The following is an 18954-nucleotide window of genomic DNA, read 5'->3' on the forward strand; positions in this document are numbered from 1 at the left end:
CCGGAAGACCACATAGATTTTTTGCTGTTGAATACAAACATACCATAGATATTAGTATATAGATAGTCCTAAAGGTATATCAATATAAGAGATATTTCTCATCTTATTAATAAAGTTTGATTATATAAGCACAAATACTTAACAAAGCATCTTTTTTAGAAGCCAGAAATGAATCATCAGTTTGATAGGAAGAGAGTCAAGAAATAATACAAAATAGTAGCTTTTGGTCAGGTTGTATTAAAATAATTTTGGTATTTTTGTATATAAAAAATCCAGATCAAAATGAAGTTATATTATATTCCAACAACCAGAGCCGTGCGTCCCCGTTGGATATTAGAAGAACTCGGAATATCCTATGAATTAGTTTATGTGACGATGGCAATGACTCAGGAGCCAGGGTATGAAAAATTGCATCCCCATCGAAAAGTTCCTGTATTAGTGGATGGCGATATCATCATGTTTGAATCCGCCGCCATTTGTGCCTATTTAGCCGATAAATTTCCTGAAAAACAATTAGCACCCAGCCCAACTTCTGCGGCTCGAAGTTATTACTATCAATGGCTATTTTATGCTTCTTTAACTTTAGAAGCACCTGTTGAACAATTTATGTTTAATGTTTTACCGAATTTACCTGAAAAACTTCTACCTCAAAAAGAAAAAACAAAAGTTCCGGCTGAAGAAGCCTTAATTTGGTTTAATAAAGTCGCCCAACCTCTCAACGAATTATTAAAAACTCAAACCTATCTTGTAGATAATCGTTTCAGTGCTGCGGATGTAGTGACAGGGGGTGTATTAGTATGGGCGTTACGATTAGGAATGCTTTCTGAAAATTCTCCGGTCAAGGATTATGTACAGCAGCTAATGGAACGTCCTGCATTGAAAAAAGCGGATGAAGATTTTTATGCAAGAAAATTAACTTAGAGATTGATTTTTTAGATGCTATAGAAAGTCTAAATAGATTGTACAATCCTAAGTATCAAGATTATTAATCCCAAAAAATAGACACAAATCTCTGACGATAGATTAGGTTTTAAGTCATTCATACCCCTGATTTAGATTTGCTATATATCCGAGAAAATATCACAAGGAATTAGAAAAATTAATTTTTAATAATTTGGATAAACTCTTGTAATTTTTGTTCATAGCGATCGCCTGCAACTTCAATCACATTATTATGATTAGCTCCTTCCAGCCAAAAGGATAATTTAGGGGTTTTTACCGCGTCAAATAACCGTTGTCCATGACTAAAGGGAATCACTTGATCTATCGTTCCATGAATCACTAAAACGGGAGCTTTAACGAAAGGAATTTTTCTAAGATTAGCAAACCGATCAAAAGGATATAAAGGAAAATCTATTTTGACTCGAAAGGTACTCATAAATGTACTTTCCAGAACTAATCCCCCCACCGGTTGACGGGACGCTAAATCTACTGATGGCCCCCCACCGACAGAACGACCATAAACAATAATCTGATTAGGGGGAATCTTTAACTGTTGTGTAAGATAATTGTAAGCAGCATCAATCGCTTGATAAGTACCTTGTTCTGAAGGTTTTCCTTCGCTGGTTCCATAGCCGGGATAATCATAAGCAAAAACAGCAAATCCCATTTGACGAAATCGTTCCAACAAAAAACGATTATCCCCTAAATCTTCAGCATTTCCATGACTGTAGAGAATCGTGTATTTTGCTTTTGAGTTCGGTAAATATAACGCGGTGATCTTCACACCCTTGACTGTTTTTAGGGTTAAGAATTCGGGAGTTTGTACATAACTCGAAGGTTGAGGGACAAAAATCAAACGTTCTGAGTAGAAATAAGCCCAAGCCCCAACAGCGACATAGATAATTATCAGAGAACGGATCATTCGTTTTAGGGAAAACTCACCAATAACAAAGCGTTTGATCAACGTCTGGCGGTTCATGGCAATCTTTCAGAGGCAAACCTGTTTTGATTCTAATTTTGTAGTTTAATAGGTTTGGTGAACAATTAATAGAGTTAATCGATAGTGAGGAATGACTATGGCAAACTATCCTGACGACCTCAGATATACAGATGATCATGAATATGTCAGACTAGAGGGCGAAATTGCCACTATTGGCATTACGAGCTTTGCTGTGAATCAACTCGGAGATATCGTCTTTGTGGAATTACCTCGTGTAGGAACTGAGGTTTCTCAAGGTGAAGAATTGGGAACCATTGAATCTGTGAAAGCAGTGGCAGAATTTTATACACCCATCGGGGGTACAGTGATTGAATCCAATACAACCCTCGAAGATTCCCCTGAATTGATATCAGATGATCCCTATGGAGAGGGATGGTTAGTTAAAATTCGAGTTAATAATTCCATAGAGTTAGAGAATACCTTGTCTGCTGACGAATATCAAAACTACCTCAGAGAATAAAGACGCTTAACAGCATTTTGGGTTTTGGGTGTCATCAAAATCTTGATTAAACAGTTTATCAAACAATATCTATGTTGAATTTATCCTCCCTATCGGTTCCCGAAAATATCACGTTTGAGCAAGCCATTGAAATTACTCAAACCTTACTGGATAAAATTGAAGAAAAACAGTTATTTGAGGCCGAAATTGAAACGGTAATCGTTCAGTTGGTGACAACTCAAAATGGCGCAAGGGGATTTTTTGTCACCTATTTAACTGATCCTCGCCCCTTCTGTAATCAACCTACAGATGCTGTGATCCAAGCTCTACAAAAATCACCCGAAATTGTATCCGAATTACTGGTGAAAAATATAGCAATGTCGGCAGCAATGGCTGTATATCATCGTCGGCATAATAACACCGAAATGGAGAGCAGTTCTCAACGAGTTTCTCAACGGTCTTCTAATTTAATTCAACGGTTGAATTTTCCCCAGTTGCGATCGCGAGTTCAACAACTTTTTGATAGTGCGAAAACCGGTGAAGGAACCTATCAAGAATTTTTAGACCGTTGGGGATATGATGCAGAACAACAAGATGTAATCGCCGAAGTCTTGCAACCTTTATTATAAACTGTTTAACAACGACATAACCTCACCCCATTTAACTCGCCCTCAAATCGATATGACTCTAACACAATCCCTTAAAACCCTAGGCTGTTTAGGAGATGTTACCCTAGAAGCCAATCATGTCCGCTTGAAAGGATGGATCACCTCTATTCAAGGAGAACCCATAGACCAGTTTAAATTAAGGATTGGGAATCAAGAAATTACTGAATTTAAGCTTGAAAAAAATCTCCCTAGTCCTGATGTTCAAAAGCTTTTTCCGACTTTACCGAATTCTGATCAAGCTCGATTTTTTATTTATATCCCTTTAGACAAAATTGCACCAGAGCAATTTAATACTTTAGTGCAGTTAATTCCTATTGTAAAGGGAGAAGAGGGAGAAGTTTTATTTAATTTATTAGAATCAACCCTTCCGGTTCCTGAAAAAGAAGATCGCTTAGGAGTAGGTGGTAGTTTTAAATTTGTCGCGTGTGATTTTCTGGGTCATTTTGTGAATAAAGCGCAATTAAAACCCCATGAATCGATTTTAGATGCGGGATGTGGAGTCGGGCGCATGGCCTATTCCCTCAGCTATTATTTAGATGATACCGCCCGTTATGAAGGGTTTGATATTGTGGAAAAATGGATTAACTGGAGTCAATCTGTTATTCATGAACATCGACCGAATTTTAACTTTCAATGGGCAAATATTTATAATAAACGCTATAATACAGAAGGAACAATTAAAGTAGAAGACTATTCTTTTCCCTATGGAAATGAACAATTTGATTTTGTTTTCCTAACCTCTGTCTTTACCCATTTATATGCGAATGCGGTTCAGAATTATCTGAAAGAAGTACATCGCGTTCTGAAACCCGGAGGACGGTGCTTATGTACGTTATTTTTATTAAATGAAGAATCAGAAGCTTTAATAAAAACTGGGAAAAGTTCTCAGAACTTAATCCATGAGATAGAAGGTTCTTTTTGTACCGATTTAGACATTCCTGAAGCTTCAATGGGTCATCGGGAATCTTCTGTTATGCAGTGGATTGAAGCATTAGGATTTACCGTTTCAGCGAAATATGATGGCTTATGGTGTGGAAGAAATTTTGGGACGAATTACCAAGATATGTTAATTCTAAAAAAAGCCTAACCTCGTAGTAAGCCCTTCAGGGCTTTCTTCCTTCCCTCTCTCTTAAGCATCCCAATCTTTCCCATAATCTTTAACAGGATTATGAAACAGCTAGAAGTATTACCCCTGTTCCCTGTTCCCTTTTGAGCAGAAATTTTGGATACAACTCAAATAGAATTGCTATAGAGGGATTGTTGTTATATTTTTAGGTTTTGGGGAATTCAGCCCTTAAGGGCTTACTACACATAGATAAGCGGGAAAAAAATGAGGATAAATTTTTATCGGGGGTTGTATTTCCAACACCGTAACACGCTCGTTTTCGCCAAGCAATAATCGGTAAATGTCCTAGAGGTGCATTCAAGGTAAAATTTAATTCCTCATAATAAATCCAACTGTCTCCCATTCGCCAACCGACTTGCTCACAAAATTTTGTATAATCTCCATCTAAATCATAGAAAATTTGCCATTGACTGGTTAAACTAAATAATCCATGACTATAATATTCCCAAAGCCAGTTTAAAGTGTTTAAATCCGTACAGGGAAATTGTTCAATATCTTCAACTCTTAACCATTTTTCGGCTTCCCGTTCTCCAATATATAAAATTAATTGCCAAGTATATTCATCTGCTGTTTTCCAATCTCCCTTTGCTAATAATTCAATTAGGGAACTATAATCTATTCCAACTTCTGATAAGGGAAATGTAGAAGTGATATTAGAATCAAAATCTGTAACAGATGGGAAGGTTTGATTGAGAGATAATTCAGAATTGAACGCTTTTAAATAGTGTAAAATCGAATCTAACAAACTTTGTAAATGTTGTCGTTCTAGGGTTGCTTGTTGCAGTTGAAGTTCTAAACTTTCTAAGCGAGGTAAAATATCAGTAAGAGTTAATCTTTTTTTTGATGAGAAATGAGGTTTTTGTTGAGAAAGTTTAAGAGTTTGTAAGCGTTCCCATGTTTTTTTTGCCCAGTCTAAACGCTTTTGTTCCTGTTCTAAATCTTCCGGTATTGATAGATTAAATTGTAAATCCCATCCACAGACTAAACAAGCTTCAGGAATCGGTTTTTGATAGGGAGAGTTACAGACGGGACATTGAAAGCTCATGGAATCAATCCGGTAAAGTTGGTGTTCAGGAGTTTGTGGTATGTTAACATTTCATACAATCTGCACTCCACCGTCACGACTTTACGCCCCCTGTTTCCTGTCTTTTGATCACAATATTGTATGATTGAACTATCCGGGGTAATCTTTAGGGAATGTTAGGGCAAGCCAGTTAAAAGAAACGATAAATTATACCTTTTTTGAAACTGTTCGTTGTCCACGCCCATCTTTAAGTTATGTATCAAAGGCAATCAATTGTGAAGTTTGCCTATCCATTGGGGGACAAGAAATGATGAACAAGTCTGACTTAACCACTGTTTTAATTATTGATAATCACTCCCTAGACCTTCAGGCTGTATTGAATTTGTTCAGCCTAGAAGAGGTTAATTTATTGTTTTTAAATCCGGTGGAAGCAGATCTAAATTCAGTGATATTTTCTCTCCCCGATTTGATTTTTATCGCCGTTGACAAGCTAGATGAAAAACAATTGCGGTTGTGTGAACAGTTAAATATATCTGATGCAACTCAACATATTCCCATTATTTGGATTACAGACAATCCCGACAAAGACTGTTTTAAAAAAGCATTAAGTTTAGGAATTATTGATTATCTCTCCACCTATATAGAAAAAGATGAGTTATTTCTGAAACTCAAAAGCTATTGTAAAATGGCTAAAGAGCGAAAAGCCATCCTAAAAACCTATGAATTATTAGAAGAAGAATTAGTCTGCCAAACCCAGGAGAATCTGGAGTTAAAAGAAATTAATAATAAATTAGAGGTAAAAGTTGAATTTTATTGTCAAGAATTGGCTGAAGCTCAGGACAAATTAAAACAAGAAATTACAGAATCCCAAAAAGCTAAAACGGCTTTATATGAATCTTTAAGTCAAATTAAAGTTATTCAAAATCAGTTGGTAAATAGCGAAAAAATGTCAGCATTAGGGCAAATGTTAGCAGAAATTGCCCATGAAATTAATAATCCGGTTAATTTTATTTATGGAAATTTAGCCTATGTTCAAGAATATATTGATGATATTTTAAAGATTTTTGAACTGTATCAACAGTATTATCCGCAACCTAATCCTACCATTCAAGAAGAAGCGGAAGCTGTGGAATTAGATTTTATTTTGGAAGATTTGCCCAAAATGTTAGAATCGATGCAAGTGGGAGCAGAACGTATTCGAGAAATTGTTTTAAGTTTACGCAGTTTTGCCCGTCAGGATGGATCAAAAATGAAAGCGATTAATCTTCATGAAGGAATTGATAACACCTTAATGATTTTACAAAATCGCTTAAAATCTAAACCGGATCATCCTGCCATTCGCGTGATTAAAGAATATAGTCCTGCTTTGCCTTTAGTCGAATGTTACGGGGGAGAAATGAATCAAGTTTTTATGAATATTCTAGCCAATGCCATTGATGCCATTGAAGAAAATAGTCAACACAAAAATTTAGAAGAACTTAAAGTTAATCCGAATAAAATTTGGATTAAAACCGATATTATTAATGATCATAATATTTCGATTACCATTCGGGATAATGCCGGGGGAATGGCAGAGGATATTATTCATCATTTATTTGAACCTTTCTTTACCACAAAACCCGTTGGAAAAGGCACAGGAATTGGTTTATCGATTAGTCAACATATTGTAGTAGAAAAACATAACGGAAGTTTACGCTGTATTTCCACCCCAGGAGAAGGAACAGAATTTATTATTGAAATTCCTATGACTCAGGAACTACCAACTCCCAAGAATATAGCCGGGAATACAGAGGAAAAAAGTTCACGATTTCGGTTTGAGCATCAGCCTTTGTCTTAATCATTCTGGTAACAGCTAAACCCTAAAAGTTTTACAACCTAATTCAAGGGATTAAATATGAATAATCATCTTAAAAATTATAAATTTTTGCCCAAAATACGATTAATTTTATTGACATTTTCTTTGATTTATGCTGGGAATGTTCAAAAAGCGATCGCCCAAATCATACCCGATCAAACCTTACCTCAAAATACCAGAGTTACCCCCGATGGTAATCTGATGAAAATTGAAGGGGGAACCCAAAACGGAATCAATTTATTTCATAGTTTCCAAGAGTTTTCAATTCCTGAAGGTGGTGCCGCTTTTTTCAATAATTCCGTTGATATTCAAAATATTATTAGTCGCGTCACAGGACATAATATTTCCAATATCCAAGGCTTAATTCAAGCCAATGGAACCGCCAATTTATTCTTAATTAATCCCAATGGAATTTTATTCAGCCCTAACGCTCAACTCAATATTGGGGGTTCTTTTACAGCCAGTACCGCCAATAGTATTATTTTTGATAATGGCAGCGAATTTAGCGCCACAAATCCCGTAGCACCGCCTTTATTAACCGTTAATGTTCCCATTGGGTTACAGATGGGAAATCAACCGGGTTCTATCACTAATCAATCCCAAGGGTTAGGCATTGGTATTGATGGAAAAGCTGCCAATACAGGATTACAAGTTCAACCCGGTCAGACTATTCGTTTAATCGGTGGAGATGTCATTTTAAATCAAGGAAATCTCACGGCTTTTGGCGGTAAAATTGAATTAGCTGCCTTAAAAAATGGCACTTGGTCTTTACAACCTGCAAATTATGTCTTTACGTCCCCTGATTTTCAATTAGGTTCAATTCGACTCTTCCGCCAAAGTCAAATTGATAGCAGTGGAGCCGGAGGAGGGTTAATTGTTATGCAAGGGGGAGACATTTCTTTAACCGATGGTTCCCGGATTCTTTCTAACACCTATGATGCTCTTAATGGAGGGGGTATTAAAATTCAAGCGGAACAATTTAGTTTAGATAATCGGGCGTTTATCTCTTCATCAACCATCGGCACAGGCAATGCAGGCAATATTAATATTACGGCTAAAAATTCCATTAATTTAGTGGGAACTGACCCCCTATCGTTTCTGGAACAATTATTAACCGAAAAGTTTAATCCCCAAAGTCTCTATGATGGGATTTTTAGCGTCACGGCAGGTGAAGGAACTGGAGGAAACGTTACCCTGGATACGGCCCAATTGCAAGTCATGAATGGGGCGGCTATTCTAACCCCAACCTTGGGCAAAGGTTCCGGGGGAAATATTTCCCTCTTCGCCTCTAGGTTCGCGGATATTACCCAAGGTTCCATTCTAATTACCGGAACCATTGGTTCAGGAAGTGCCGGAAATATTAATATCGTTACGCCTCAATTGCGGGTTCTGCAAGATGGATATATTATCACCAGTCCAGGACGTTCAGGAGCAGGTCAAGGAGGCGATATTACCCTGAATGCGGATACCGTAGAACTCCGGGGGGTGACATCCGGTGTCGCCGTCCCGGCGGGGTTATTTACCGCCACCTTGGGAACCGGAGCCGCTGGGGATATCCTCGTTAATACCCGTCAACTCACCGTTGCAGAGGGGGCGCAAGTGTCTGCATCGGCGGCGGGGGCTGGCAAAGGCGGCAATTTAACGGTAAATGCCGAGTCTGTCAACCTGCGGGGGGTGTCGGAGGATGGACGGTTTTTGAGCGGGTTATTAACTTCTTCTTCCCTATTAACTGTCCAGGGACAAAAAGGAACCGCCCCGGCGGGAGATTTAACCGTTAATACCCAACGATTAGTGGTACAGGATGGTGCCCAAATTTCGGCAGCAACCGGAGGAGAAGGGTCGGCGGGAAATTTAACCTTAAATGCCTCGGAATCCATTGATGTTGTTGGATTTGGCACTAATATTGATAAATCCGTTGAATCCGTTTCCTTTGGAATCATTGGCGATGGCATTGTGCCGAGTTCCATTGAGTCTAATACCAGTGGGGCTGGAAGTGCGGGGGATTTGCGGATTAATACCGGACGGTTAACGGTGCGAAATGGAGCGGAAATTGGGGTGCGAGGAACCAATGAAGGGCCGGCGGGTAACTTAGAAATTCAAGCGAATCAAGTTCGATTGGATAATGAAGGAACCATCAGTGCTGCAACGGTTGCGGGTACGGGGGGAAATATTCGCGCCACAGCGCAAAGCGTTGAATTGCGGCGGGGGAGTCAAATTACCACCAATGCTGGAAACGCTGACGGGGGAAATATTACCCTGGGTACTTCCGATTTAGTCGCTTTAGAAAATAGTGATATTACGGCGAATGCGGAAGCAGGAAAAGGCGGACAGGTGAGAATTAATGCTCAAGGGGTTTTCGGGACACAATTTCGAGAATTCCAAACCCCCCAAAGTGATATTACCGCCACCAGTGAGTTAGGGGCCGAGTTTAGCGGGGCGGTGGAAATTAGTAGTCCAGAAGTTGACCCCAGCGCGGGGTTAGTGGAGTTACCGACCAATTTAGTTGACCCCACCACCTTAATTGCAACGCGATGTTCAGGAAAGGAAGGGAATCAATTTGTGATTACCGGACGGGGAGGTTTACCACCAAGTCCCAATGATGCGTTAACCTCTGAACCGACTTTCATAAATTGGATTAATCTCGTAGAGACGCGCCATGGCGCGTCTCTACCGGGGACTATTGGCGCGTCTCTACGGGGGGCTGTAAAAACAACCCCTAACCCACCCATTCAAGAAGCCCAAGGATGGATTGTCAGGGCGGATGGAGCGATAGAATTAGTCACGAATCCCCCCCAAGGGACACCACAGCCTACAGGTGTGTTACCGCCTCAGTGTTCGACATTGTAGATAACGGTAAGGTGATCACAAAGGTACTCCCCTCTCCAAGTTGAGAGGTACACAACAGTTGACCTTGATGCTTTTCCACCACAATTTGATAACTAATGGCTAATCCCATTCCGGTTCCTTGACCAACGGGTTTCGTCGTAAAAAAGGGTTCAAAAATTCGGTTTCGCACGGTTTCAGACATTCCCAAACCGTTATCCGAAATTTCAATTTGTACCCAGGTTTTGTGTTCGGAGTCAATCAGGGTTTCAGTCTGAATTAAAATTTGAGGAGACGTTGAGGTTCGGACTTTACAAAACTCATTGTCTTGAACCGAGCCTAACGCATCAATGGCATTAATTAAAATATTCATAAATACTTGATTAAGTTGACCCGCATAACAGTTAATTAAGGGAATATTGCCATAATTTTTAACGACTTTAATTTCTGGGCGAGAAGATTGTGCCTTGAGACGATGTTTTAAAATCATCAAGGTATTATCAATATTTTCATGCAAATCAACGGTTTTAAGATCGGATTCATCTAACCGAGAAAATGAACGTAAGGATTGAACAATATCAGCAATTCTTTGACTTCCAACTCGCATTGACTGGAAGATTTTTTTAAGGTCAGTTTCCAGAAAGTCTAGCTCTAAATCCTCTAATTTGGCTTGAATTTCGGGGTAAGGTTGGGGATAATATTGTTGATAGAGAGCAATTAAATCGAGTAAACTATCGGTATATTCTTCAGCATAAGTAATATTTCCAAAAATAAAACTAACCGGGTTATTAATTTCATGGGCAATTCCCGCAACGAGTTGTCCTAAACTAGACATTTTTTCACTTTGTAATAATTGAGTTTGAGTTTGTTTTAATTGCGTTAAAGCCGTTTCTAATGCGGTGGCTTTTTCTTGTAATTCGAGTTTAGATTGTTGTAAATCATAGGTATCCTGTTCGATTTTTTCAGCCATTTTATCAAAAGCATGAGAAATTTTTGCTAATTCATCAGATCCGGGTAAACGACTGCGATCACTTAAATTTCCCTGAGCTAAATTCTGACTCACTAAGACTAACCGCGAGACTCGTTTCGTTAAACTCAATTCAAAAAATAACCAAACTAAAAAACAAATTCCTAAGACTACAGCATTCATTTTTAGAGAGCGATTTAAAGCATCTTGAAAAGCTTCTTTTTTGAGTTGATTTAAGTCATAAATAGATAAAAAAGTTCCAAATCTCGACCGCAATTCATTCGGCTTTGGAGGTAGCGTAACGGGAGTAATCACTTTTAAAGATTGTCGATCAGCCGACCAAATCTTTTGTTGCATTTGGGTTTGTTGAACCTCTTGAATTTTCGGGTAAAGATAAGCTAAATCAGTATCTTTTATAGCTTGTTTTTGTAAATCGTAGTGAGTGGAAAAGATAATAATATTATTTTCATTCAGAAATGCCGATAATTCTAAATTCGGTTGTTCCCCTGTTTCCCCAACAACTATTTTTGCCCCATCTAAACTGCTACTGGAACTGGTAGATCGGCGTAAGATAAATTCTAATAATTGCACGGTTTTTTCACTATAAAAATCCGCCTGCTGATAAATTTCAGTTTCCTGATATTCATAGGTTTCTTTTACCTCTGTCATGAACCCATATAAACCCAGTCCACTACCCAAAAAGAGTAATAAACTAGGAATAGCGACTCGCAGAGGGATAGTAAAAGCCAAACGTTTCATGGATTAGATTTATAAAATTGAGTCACAAAACGCTGATCCAATAAAGACGAAAATTGGATATCTGAGTTGAGCAGTTTTTTTTCCTGCATTAATTTAGACAATTTTTGGGATGCCTTCACCAAACTTGGATCAGTTTGGGAAAGAAGGTTTTGATTTTCAACGGGAGTAAAGAATTTTAGGAGTTTCAGAGAAGATAAAAATTCTTTCGGTGTAATTCCTCCCCGTTCTGCCATGATTTGAGCAGCACTCTCCGGTTGTTGTTTCAGATAATCTAAAGCCATAAACCAACCTCGAATTAACTGTTCTAAATCTTTTGAATGTGTTTCTATAATATCTTGACGCACCACCAACACATCCACGATTTCACCCGGAATTTTACTACTGTCAAATAAAACGTTCGCTCCGGTTTCGATTAATTTAGAACGAGTGGGTTCAAAGGTAACAACGGCATCAATTTCACCCTGTTTAAAGGCATCTTCATGTTCCGAATACCCTAAAGAAACAATTTTAATATCTTGCACTGAAAGTCCCACTTGATCAAGTGCCCGACTTAACATATAAGCCCCTAATGCTGTATTTTCTACCCCGACCTTTTTTCCTTTAATGTCCGATAAGGTATTTAACTGCGGTTTTCCCAGGATAACATCTGCACCATTGGATAAATCAACTAACAGAATCACCCGAATTTGAGGAAAAGTTTCGGCTAATAGTAATGTTTCATCAAGACTAATTGCTCCTGCTTGTAAATTCCCACTGCGAATGGCGCGATTAATTTCTGTTGTGGAAGGATAATCTACAATTTTAATCGAACTATTTTGATAGTAACCTAACTGTTTGCCTAAATATAAAGGGGCAAAACCTGGCCAATCATTGATCCCCACTAATAGAGGGGTTGTAGATTGTTGAAAACAACTGGCTAAGATTCCCAAACCCAGACAAAGCAAAATCCCGATTAAAAAGAAATAGATTTGCTTTCGAGTTTTTCCCAGGTGAATATTGTGATAATTCATGAATTAATTCCTGTGATAATCATGGATCAGACTCTGAATTAACTGAACTAACTGTCGCAGTTGTACAGGTTTAGGAAGATATTCATTCGCCCCTGCGGCTAAACATTGTTCTCGATCTCCCTGCATAGCTAAAGCTGTTAATGCAATAATGGGAAGGGTTGTGAGTTTAGGATCAAGCCGAATTTGGCGCATCGCTTCTAAACCATCCATTTCTGGCATGGAAATATCCATCAAAATCACTTGCGGTTGCAAACTCCGAGCTTTTTGAATGGCTTCAATTCCATTGAAGGCTATTTCCACATCAAATCCTTTGGCTTGTAAATAATTGAGTAGGGTTTGAATATTATCAGAATTATCTTCAGCCAGCAGAATTAAAGGACGTTTTAATCCATGAGAAGATATCCCAGAAAAGGGTAAGCGATCTAACGGTTCGCTGGGTGTTAATCGGGGTGTTTCTCTCCACGATACACGAGTCCAAGGCAGTGTCACCGTAAAACAACTTCCCTGTCCTAATTGGCTGTCAATCTTCACCGTCCCCCCGTGCATTTCGACGAGTTTTTTAACTAAAACTAATCCTAAACCTGTTCCTTCATAACGTCGAGATAAACGACTATCAATTTGAACAAAGGCTTCAAACAATTGATCTTGATCATCCTGACCAATACCAATACCATTATCAATCACAGAAAAACTCACTGTTTGTTCGTCAAGATCTCCTCGAACTTCCAGTCTCACCCGTCCCCCTTCGGGGGTAAATTTTACGGCATTATTGAGTAAATTAATTAACACCTGACGGATTCGTCGTTCATCAACATTGAGGGCTTCTGTTACATCTTCAATTTGATAACTGAGGCGAATATTTTTTTGATGGGCTTGTTGTTTAACAAAGCTTAAACTGTGTTGACAAAGTTCATTAACGGACACTGGAGAACAGTCTAAGCCTAATTTTCCAGCTTCAATTTTAGAGAGATCGAGAATATCATTAATCAGTTCTAGTAAGTGTTTACCGTTGCGGTAAATCATTTCTAAAGCTTGATTTTGTTTATCATTTAATACCCCAAAGGTTCCTTCTTGCAAAACTTCTGACATTCCTAAAATTGAGTTGAGCGGAGTTCGGAGTTCATGACTCATATTGGCTAGAAATTCATCTTTAAGACGCGATGCACGAGCAAGTTGAGCGTTTGCGATCGCCAATTGTTCATTGGTTCGTCGCAGTTGAATTTCGGCATTTTTCCGTTCCCGGAGAGCCGCTTGGCGTTCACTAATATCTTGACAAACACAAATATAATCTCCGTCCTCTGTCAGTGTTAAGGACACTTCTTGATTAAAGGTTGTGCCATCTTTTCTTAAAGCAATGGTTTCTCCCCGCCAAAATTTTTGTTGGGTTAAAATTGGCAAGACCTGATTTTCAAACCATTCGACTACATCGGGGGTGTAAAGAACTCGCCAACTTTTCCCTAATAATTCATCAGGATGACGATAACCAAAAAGCTTTAAGTGAGCATTATTAAGATAAATATATTCTTCATTTTTAAGAATTGAAATCCCATCAATAGAAGCTTCTACTGCTGCTAATTGTCGTTTTAAATTGTCTTCAGCTTGTTTATGTAAGCGTTCAGTTCGATCAGCTTCAATAATATTACTACAAGTTGCTAAGAAAGGCTGTAAATAATCAATCAGTTCTTGGTCATACCCTCCGGGTCGATTTGCGATCGCCACCACACCCAATAATTCCTTATGGGTATAAAAGGGTAGACCTAAGAAACTATTTAGAGTCAGATGATTTTCGTCGGGTAAACGTTCTGGGTGTCTTGTGGTGCTTAGAATTGAATGATTAATCATAACGGGCTTTCCCGCTAAAATGACGGTACAAAAAAAGGCTTTTATATTAAAATATTCAGCTTGTTTTGTCTCCTCCTCAATACAGTTAAAGTCTAGGCTGCACATATTATGAGTCATGGGATGGATTTCTAAATGGGGATTTCCTTGTTTTTTCAGATAATATTCTTCGAGATAACTTTCTCCATTAAGGCCAGAGAAGACTTCTGCCATAAACCCATACTCACTTTGGGTTAATGTTAAGATTGAAGATAGCAAATTTTCCAACAGAAGATAGGAGTCTCCATTGGTAATAAATTGAGCTTGAGCATGGCTAATGGCTTCTAAAATTTGATTACTTTCATATAAATCTAATTCAGTTTGTTTACGGTCAGTTATATTTTGAGCAACCCCTAAAATCTGTTGAGCCTTACCTTGTTGATCTCGTTTAAAAACAGTTGCATGACTAGAAAACCACAGCCATTCCCCATTCTGATGCTGAATTCGATATTCAATATAACTCACCTCTCGATCATTGAGTTGGGCTGTTTTTTGAAGATGTTTGCACACCGCTTTTTGATCATCAGGATGAAAAATCCTTAAGAAATGATCACCCATTGCCGAAATGTCTAGGGGAGTATATCCTAGAATGGGAGTTAAGGATCGACTATTATAAATACTGCGTTTTTCTTCTAAATCATAAATATATAAAATATTCGGACTACTATCAGCAATACTTTCAATAAATTGTTCTCGTTCTCGAATGGTTTCTACTAATTGAGCTTGTTCTAATGCCACACCCACTTGATCGACAATTTCGCGCATCAGTTCGATTTCAAATTCTGTCCATTGTCGCGGGCAAGTACACTGATGGGCAATCATAAATCCCCACAAATAATGATTTTTTAAAATCGGAACAATCAGTTTTGCTTTAACACACCATTCCTGCAAAAATTCAACTAAACACGGTGTTACCTCTTGATAGGTTTGATGAATATCAGCAATTGCTTTTACCGTTCCATGATCATACAATTGTTGATATTCGGGGGGAAAAACTTCTTCAGGAAAATCAACACTCAAAACAGAACGCCATCCGGGTAATACACTTTCTGCGATCGCCCGTCCTGTGCCATTAGAAAACACCCGATAAATTAAGAGACGATCACAACCTAAAATCTTTTGAACTTCGGTGACAGTGGTTTGTAAAATTTGGTCGATATCTAAAGATTGACGAATTTTTAAAGCGATTTCTGCAAATAAACGAGATTTGCGTTCTTGACGTTCTAATTTAGCGGTTCGATCCAGAATTCGGGTTTCTAATTCTTGATTTAAAAGTCTTAATTCTTGTTCGACTTTCTGGCGTTCTTCTAGTTCCGTTTGCACCGCTTGATATAACTGAGATTGTTGAATTCCTAGAGACAGTTGAACGGCAATTTCATCTAATAATTCTAATTCGGTTGGATACCAATTCCGAGGGGAAAAACATTGATGAGCAATTAATAACCCCCAAATCACAGTTTCGTTTTCTCGATTTTTATCGGGAATTAAAATGGGAACAACGAGATTTGCTTTAACATTAAATTGCTCTAAAAGGTGTTTATGGCATTCTGTTATTTTAGCGGTTTCAATATTGTTGATTAAGCTTTTTTTACCCTGAAAGTAAGGTGAAATTTTTCCGGTTTTAAAACAAGTATCTTCTAAATAAATTCCTAAGCTAGACGTTAAACCTTCAGCAATAGATTCCGCTACAATGGTGCCATTCCATTCCGCATCAAATTGATACACTAAAACCCGATCACAATTGAGAATGGCACGAATATCAACCACGGCATTATTCAGAATATTGGTTAACTTCAACGATTGACGAATATGGAGTGCCGTTTGGTAGAATAGTCGTTCCCGTTGTACCTGCTGCTGTAATTTCTGTTCCGCTTCTTTGCGTTCACTAATATCAAAACTAATCCCGATTAAACCGATTGGATTTCCCGCTTGATCTCGAATTAACGTATCAAAAACATGAATAGGCAATGTGCTACCATCTTTGCGGGAAATGGTAAATTCTCCTTCCCAGTATCCTTGATTTTGAACTTCTTTAACAATTTCTTCGGCTAAATTTTTATAATCTACAGGAATAAAAAAATTAATAATATTATTTCCCAGAGCTTCTTCCTTTTTCCACTGATATAACATTTCAGCATATTGATTCCAATAGATAATTTTTCCCTGGAAATCTGTGGCAATAATGGCATTTCTGACTTGATCTAACAAAGAAGCTTGAAAAGCAATTTTAGCTTCAATTAAACTCCGGTTTTTGATCTCGCTTTGCAATTTTTGATTGGCAATTCTTAACGCTTCTGTGCGTTTGTGAATTTTCTCTTCTAGTTTGGTATTTTGACTTTGGAGTAACTGAAGTTTATCCGCTTCTAATTGATTAACTTTCTGATTTAAAACCTCAACCATCTGTAATAAATCAAGGGGGTTAATCGCTTTTAAAATACTGCTGGGCGTAATAATCCCAACCAGTTCACCGCGATCGCCTACAATTGGGATTCGATTAATATAGCGTTGCTGCATCAACACATGAGCCGCTAATAAACTATCATGGGGGTGGAGGCAAAAAACGGGGAAACTCATGACAACTTGAGCTTCTAAATTCCAATTTAAACCCAAGGCTTGAAACCTGAGAATATCTCCTTCTGTCAATAAACCAACAGGAATATTTAAGGATTCTTCATTACAGATTTTTTCCTCAACTAAAACAATACAACTCACCAGAGCAGCACTCATTAATTCAGCTAGTTCTAATAAAGAAGTTGTCGTCGGTGCTTGCACAACAGTTGTTGTCATTACCTCTTCAATAATTCTGAGTTTTAATAAATCCGTTGGTTCTAGGGAATGTCTTAGATCTCGATGGGTGAGTAAACCGACTAATTTTCCCTCAGAATCTACTAAAGGTAAATGACGGATTTGATGGTGTTGTAATAAGTTTAAAGTTGCATTCAGATGGGTCAATTTACTTTGTTCGAGAGTAATCACAGGTTGAGTCATCACTTCGCCAACACTGAAATTTTCAATCTTAACTTTTTGAGCAATCAAGCGAACAATATCTCGATGAGTTAATATTCCCACAGGTCGGTTATTTTCAATCACAATTAAACAGGTATGTGCAGAATTCAACCCCAAGGAATGAAACGTTAAGGAACAAGTTGTTTGAGATTGGTTGAGGAGGGCGATCGCATCTATTAATCTAGTCTGTGGTTTCACCGTCAGAGGGTTGGGAATAATGGCTTTTTGTAGAGGTAAAATAAAAAGGCTATCGGAATCGCTAGACATAGAATTAAGAATTAAGAAGGGAGTGATATTCGGTGTTTAATTCCAAGGTAAAAATTGAGCCTTGGGGTTGATTATCTGTCAGGGAAAGGCAACCTTGATGAGCATCAATCACCATTTTACAAAAGGCTAATCCTAATCCGGTTTGATTAACGCCTTCAAAACGTTGACCAATCTCATATTTTTGAAAAATACTTTGCTTGAGTTCATCTTTCACCCCCCTTCCCGAATCTCGAATATAAACTTTAACGATATTAGCATCGGGAGGATATTCAACTTCCATTGAAACCCAACTGTTGGTTGGGGAGAATTTAATCGCATTATTCAGTAAATTTTCAAGTACCCGTTTAATTAAATCTGGATCAGCCATTACTAACCGTTTTGCTTCGGGAATAGTAGCCGTTAAGTTAATTTTCTTTTTAATCGTTTGAGTTTCAAATTCATTGACAACCTCTTGAACCATAGCCGAGAGATTTACCAGTTGAGGATTCAGCAGTGCTTTACCGGATTCTAGCTTTGCCATTAACAATAAAGAATTAATCAGGTTGTTTAAATGTTTTCCTGAAATGGCAATTTGCTCTACTTTTTGAGATTGTTTTTCTGTTAAATCCGTGAGCATCAACAGTTCACAAGCTAATGTAATCGCCACCACTGGATTCCTTAGATCATGAATGACAGCATAAGCCATATCTTCGCGTAATTGCAATAAGTGTTCTAATTTTTGATGGGATTTTTCTAACTCATCGTGCTGTTTTTTGAGTCGCAGCATGGAACGAACTCTCGCTCTAACTTCCAGCGCACTCACCGGTTTTCCAATAAAATCCTCTGCCCCAGCTTCTAAACATTGTGCTAAAGTTTCTTTAGAATTGAGTGCCGTAATCATAATAATGGGAATCGGATTACATTCAGGAATTTGTTTAATTTGGCGACAGATATCCATCCCATCAGAATCAGGCATCATCACATCTAATAAGATTAAATCAGGTTTACCCCATTCTAAAAATTTAAACACCTCAAATCCACTGGAGGCATAATGTAATTGATATCCCTCTCGAAATAGAATTCCTTCGAGAACGTCAAAGACATCCGGTTCATCATCCACAATCAGAATTGAGTCCGACTTGATCATGGCTATTCGTTAATTTTCAATAAAAATTTAACGCAATTTGAAGTTTAATCGGGGGAAGAAAACT

12 protein-coding genes are annotated in these 18954 nt (G+C 38.1%); 6 read left to right on the forward strand and 6 right to left on the reverse strand.

Annotation, left to right across the window (positions count from 1 at the left end; genetic code table 11):
- Positions 1-282: 282 nt before the first annotated feature.
- Entirely contained in the window at positions 283-921 is a 639-nt protein-coding gene (locus PL9214_RS02080) for a glutathione S-transferase family protein (RefSeq protein WP_072717184.1), read from the forward strand.
- 178 nt (positions 922-1099) lie between these two features.
- Here the strand turns inward: PL9214_RS02080 and PL9214_RS02085 are convergent, their stop codons facing one another.
- Positions 1100-1921 carry an alpha/beta hydrolase gene (locus PL9214_RS02085; protein ID WP_072717185.1) on the reverse strand — a complete coding sequence of 274 codons (822 nt, stop codon included), beginning with the start codon at positions 1919-1921 and terminating at the stop codon, positions 1100-1102.
- Positions 1922-2012: 91 nt separating this feature from the next.
- Here PL9214_RS02085 and gcvH point away from each other — a divergent pair, with 91 nt between their 5' ends.
- From gcvH to PL9214_RS02100, 3 genes are all read left to right on the forward strand, one after another.
- The gene (gcvH, locus tag PL9214_RS02090) at positions 2013-2402 is read left to right on the forward strand and encodes a glycine cleavage system protein GcvH (protein ID WP_222425193.1); all 390 of its coding nucleotides are present in this window, start codon (positions 2013-2015) and stop codon (positions 2400-2402) included.
- A 71-nt stretch (positions 2403-2473) separates the two neighbouring features.
- A complete protein-coding gene (locus tag PL9214_RS02095; RefSeq protein WP_072717187.1) occupies positions 2474-3010 on the forward strand; it encodes a sll1618 family protein in 537 nt (178 codons plus the stop codon).
- A 52-nt stretch (positions 3011-3062) separates the two neighbouring features.
- On the forward strand, positions 3063-4136 hold the full coding sequence (locus PL9214_RS02100; RefSeq protein WP_072717188.1) for a class I SAM-dependent methyltransferase: 1074 nt from the start codon (positions 3063-3065) through the stop codon (positions 4134-4136).
- Positions 4137-4320: 184 nt separating this feature from the next.
- On the opposite strand, the gene PL9214_RS02105 is transcribed toward PL9214_RS02100, so the two are convergent.
- Positions 4321-5220, reverse strand: a complete 900-nt coding sequence (locus tag PL9214_RS02105; RefSeq protein ID WP_072717189.1) for a GUN4 domain-containing protein — start codon at positions 5218-5220, stop codon at positions 4321-4323.
- A 286-nt stretch (positions 5221-5506) separates the two neighbouring features.
- Between PL9214_RS02105 and PL9214_RS02110 the strand changes: the two genes are divergently transcribed.
- Positions 5507-7036, forward strand: coding sequence for an ATP-binding protein (locus PL9214_RS02110; RefSeq protein ID WP_083579851.1), 1530 nt, complete (start codon positions 5507-5509; stop codon positions 7034-7036).
- 57 nt (positions 7037-7093) lie between these two features.
- Positions 7094-9901: a beta strand repeat-containing protein gene (locus PL9214_RS02115; protein WP_083579852.1), complete on the forward strand. Its 2808-nt coding sequence runs from the start codon at positions 7094-7096 to the stop codon at positions 9899-9901.
- Here the strand turns inward: PL9214_RS02115 and PL9214_RS31065 are convergent.
- The 4 genes from PL9214_RS31065 to PL9214_RS02135 are packed head-to-tail and all read right to left on the reverse strand — an operon-like array spanning position 9864 to position 18890.
- Positions 9864-11603 (reverse strand): ATP-binding protein, encoded by a 1740-nt coding sequence (locus tag PL9214_RS31065; protein ID WP_072717191.1) that lies wholly within the window; start codon positions 11601-11603, stop codon positions 9864-9866. The genes PL9214_RS02115 and PL9214_RS31065 overlap by 38 nt on opposite strands.
- Complete coding sequence (locus PL9214_RS02125; RefSeq protein ID WP_072717192.1) at positions 11600-12613, reverse strand: ABC transporter substrate-binding protein; 1014 nt, start codon at positions 12611-12613, stop codon at positions 11600-11602. The genes PL9214_RS31065 and PL9214_RS02125 overlap by 4 nt, the downstream gene beginning before the upstream one ends.
- Positions 12614-12616: 3 nt before the next feature.
- A complete protein-coding gene (locus tag PL9214_RS02130) occupies positions 12617-17764 on the reverse strand; it encodes a PAS domain S-box protein (protein WP_072717193.1) in 5148 nt (1715 codons plus the stop codon).
- A 4-nt stretch (positions 17765-17768) separates the two neighbouring features.
- Positions 17769-18890, reverse strand: a complete 1122-nt coding sequence (locus PL9214_RS02135; RefSeq protein ID WP_072717194.1) for a hybrid sensor histidine kinase/response regulator — start codon at positions 18888-18890, stop codon at positions 17769-17771.
- Positions 18891-18954 lie beyond the last annotated feature (64 nt).

The organism is Planktothrix tepida PCC 9214 (assembly GCF_900009145.1).
Classification (GTDB): Bacteria; Cyanobacteriota; Cyanobacteriia; order Cyanobacteriales; family Microcoleaceae; genus Planktothrix; species Planktothrix tepida.

Bases quoted from the DNA above. Each gene is read 5' to 3' on its own strand.
- PL9214_RS02080 (WP_072717184.1), top strand. From the start codon at position 283: ATGAAGTTATATTATATTCCAACAACCAGAGCCGTGCGTCCCCGTTGG.
- PL9214_RS02085 (WP_072717185.1), bottom strand. From the start codon at position 1,921: ATGAACCGCCAGACGTTGATCAAACGCTTTGTTATTGGTGAGTTTTCC.
- gcvH (WP_222425193.1), top strand. From the start codon at position 2,013: ATGACTATGGCAAACTATCCTGACGACCTCAGATATACAGATGATCAT.
- PL9214_RS02095 (WP_072717187.1), top strand. From the start codon at position 2,474: ATGTTGAATTTATCCTCCCTATCGGTTCCCGAAAATATCACGTTTGAG.
- PL9214_RS02100 (WP_072717188.1), top strand. From the start codon at position 3,063: ATGACTCTAACACAATCCCTTAAAACCCTAGGCTGTTTAGGAGATGTT.
- PL9214_RS02105 (WP_072717189.1), bottom strand. From the start codon at position 5,220: ATGAGCTTTCAATGTCCCGTCTGTAACTCTCCCTATCAAAAACCGATT.
- PL9214_RS02110 (WP_083579851.1), top strand. From the start codon at position 5,507: ATGATGAACAAGTCTGACTTAACCACTGTTTTAATTATTGATAATCAC.
- PL9214_RS02115 (WP_083579852.1), top strand. From the start codon at position 7,094: ATGAATAATCATCTTAAAAATTATAAATTTTTGCCCAAAATACGATTA.
- PL9214_RS31065 (WP_072717191.1), bottom strand. From the start codon at position 11,603: ATGAAACGTTTGGCTTTTACTATCCCTCTGCGAGTCGCTATTCCTAGT.
- PL9214_RS02125 (WP_072717192.1), bottom strand. From the start codon at position 12,613: ATGAATTATCACAATATTCACCTGGGAAAAACTCGAAAGCAAATCTAT.
- PL9214_RS02130 (WP_072717193.1), bottom strand. From the start codon at position 17,764: ATGTCTAGCGATTCCGATAGCCTTTTTATTTTACCTCTACAAAAAGCC.
- PL9214_RS02135 (WP_072717194.1), bottom strand. From the start codon at position 18,890: ATGATCAAGTCGGACTCAATTCTGATTGTGGATGATGAACCGGATGTC.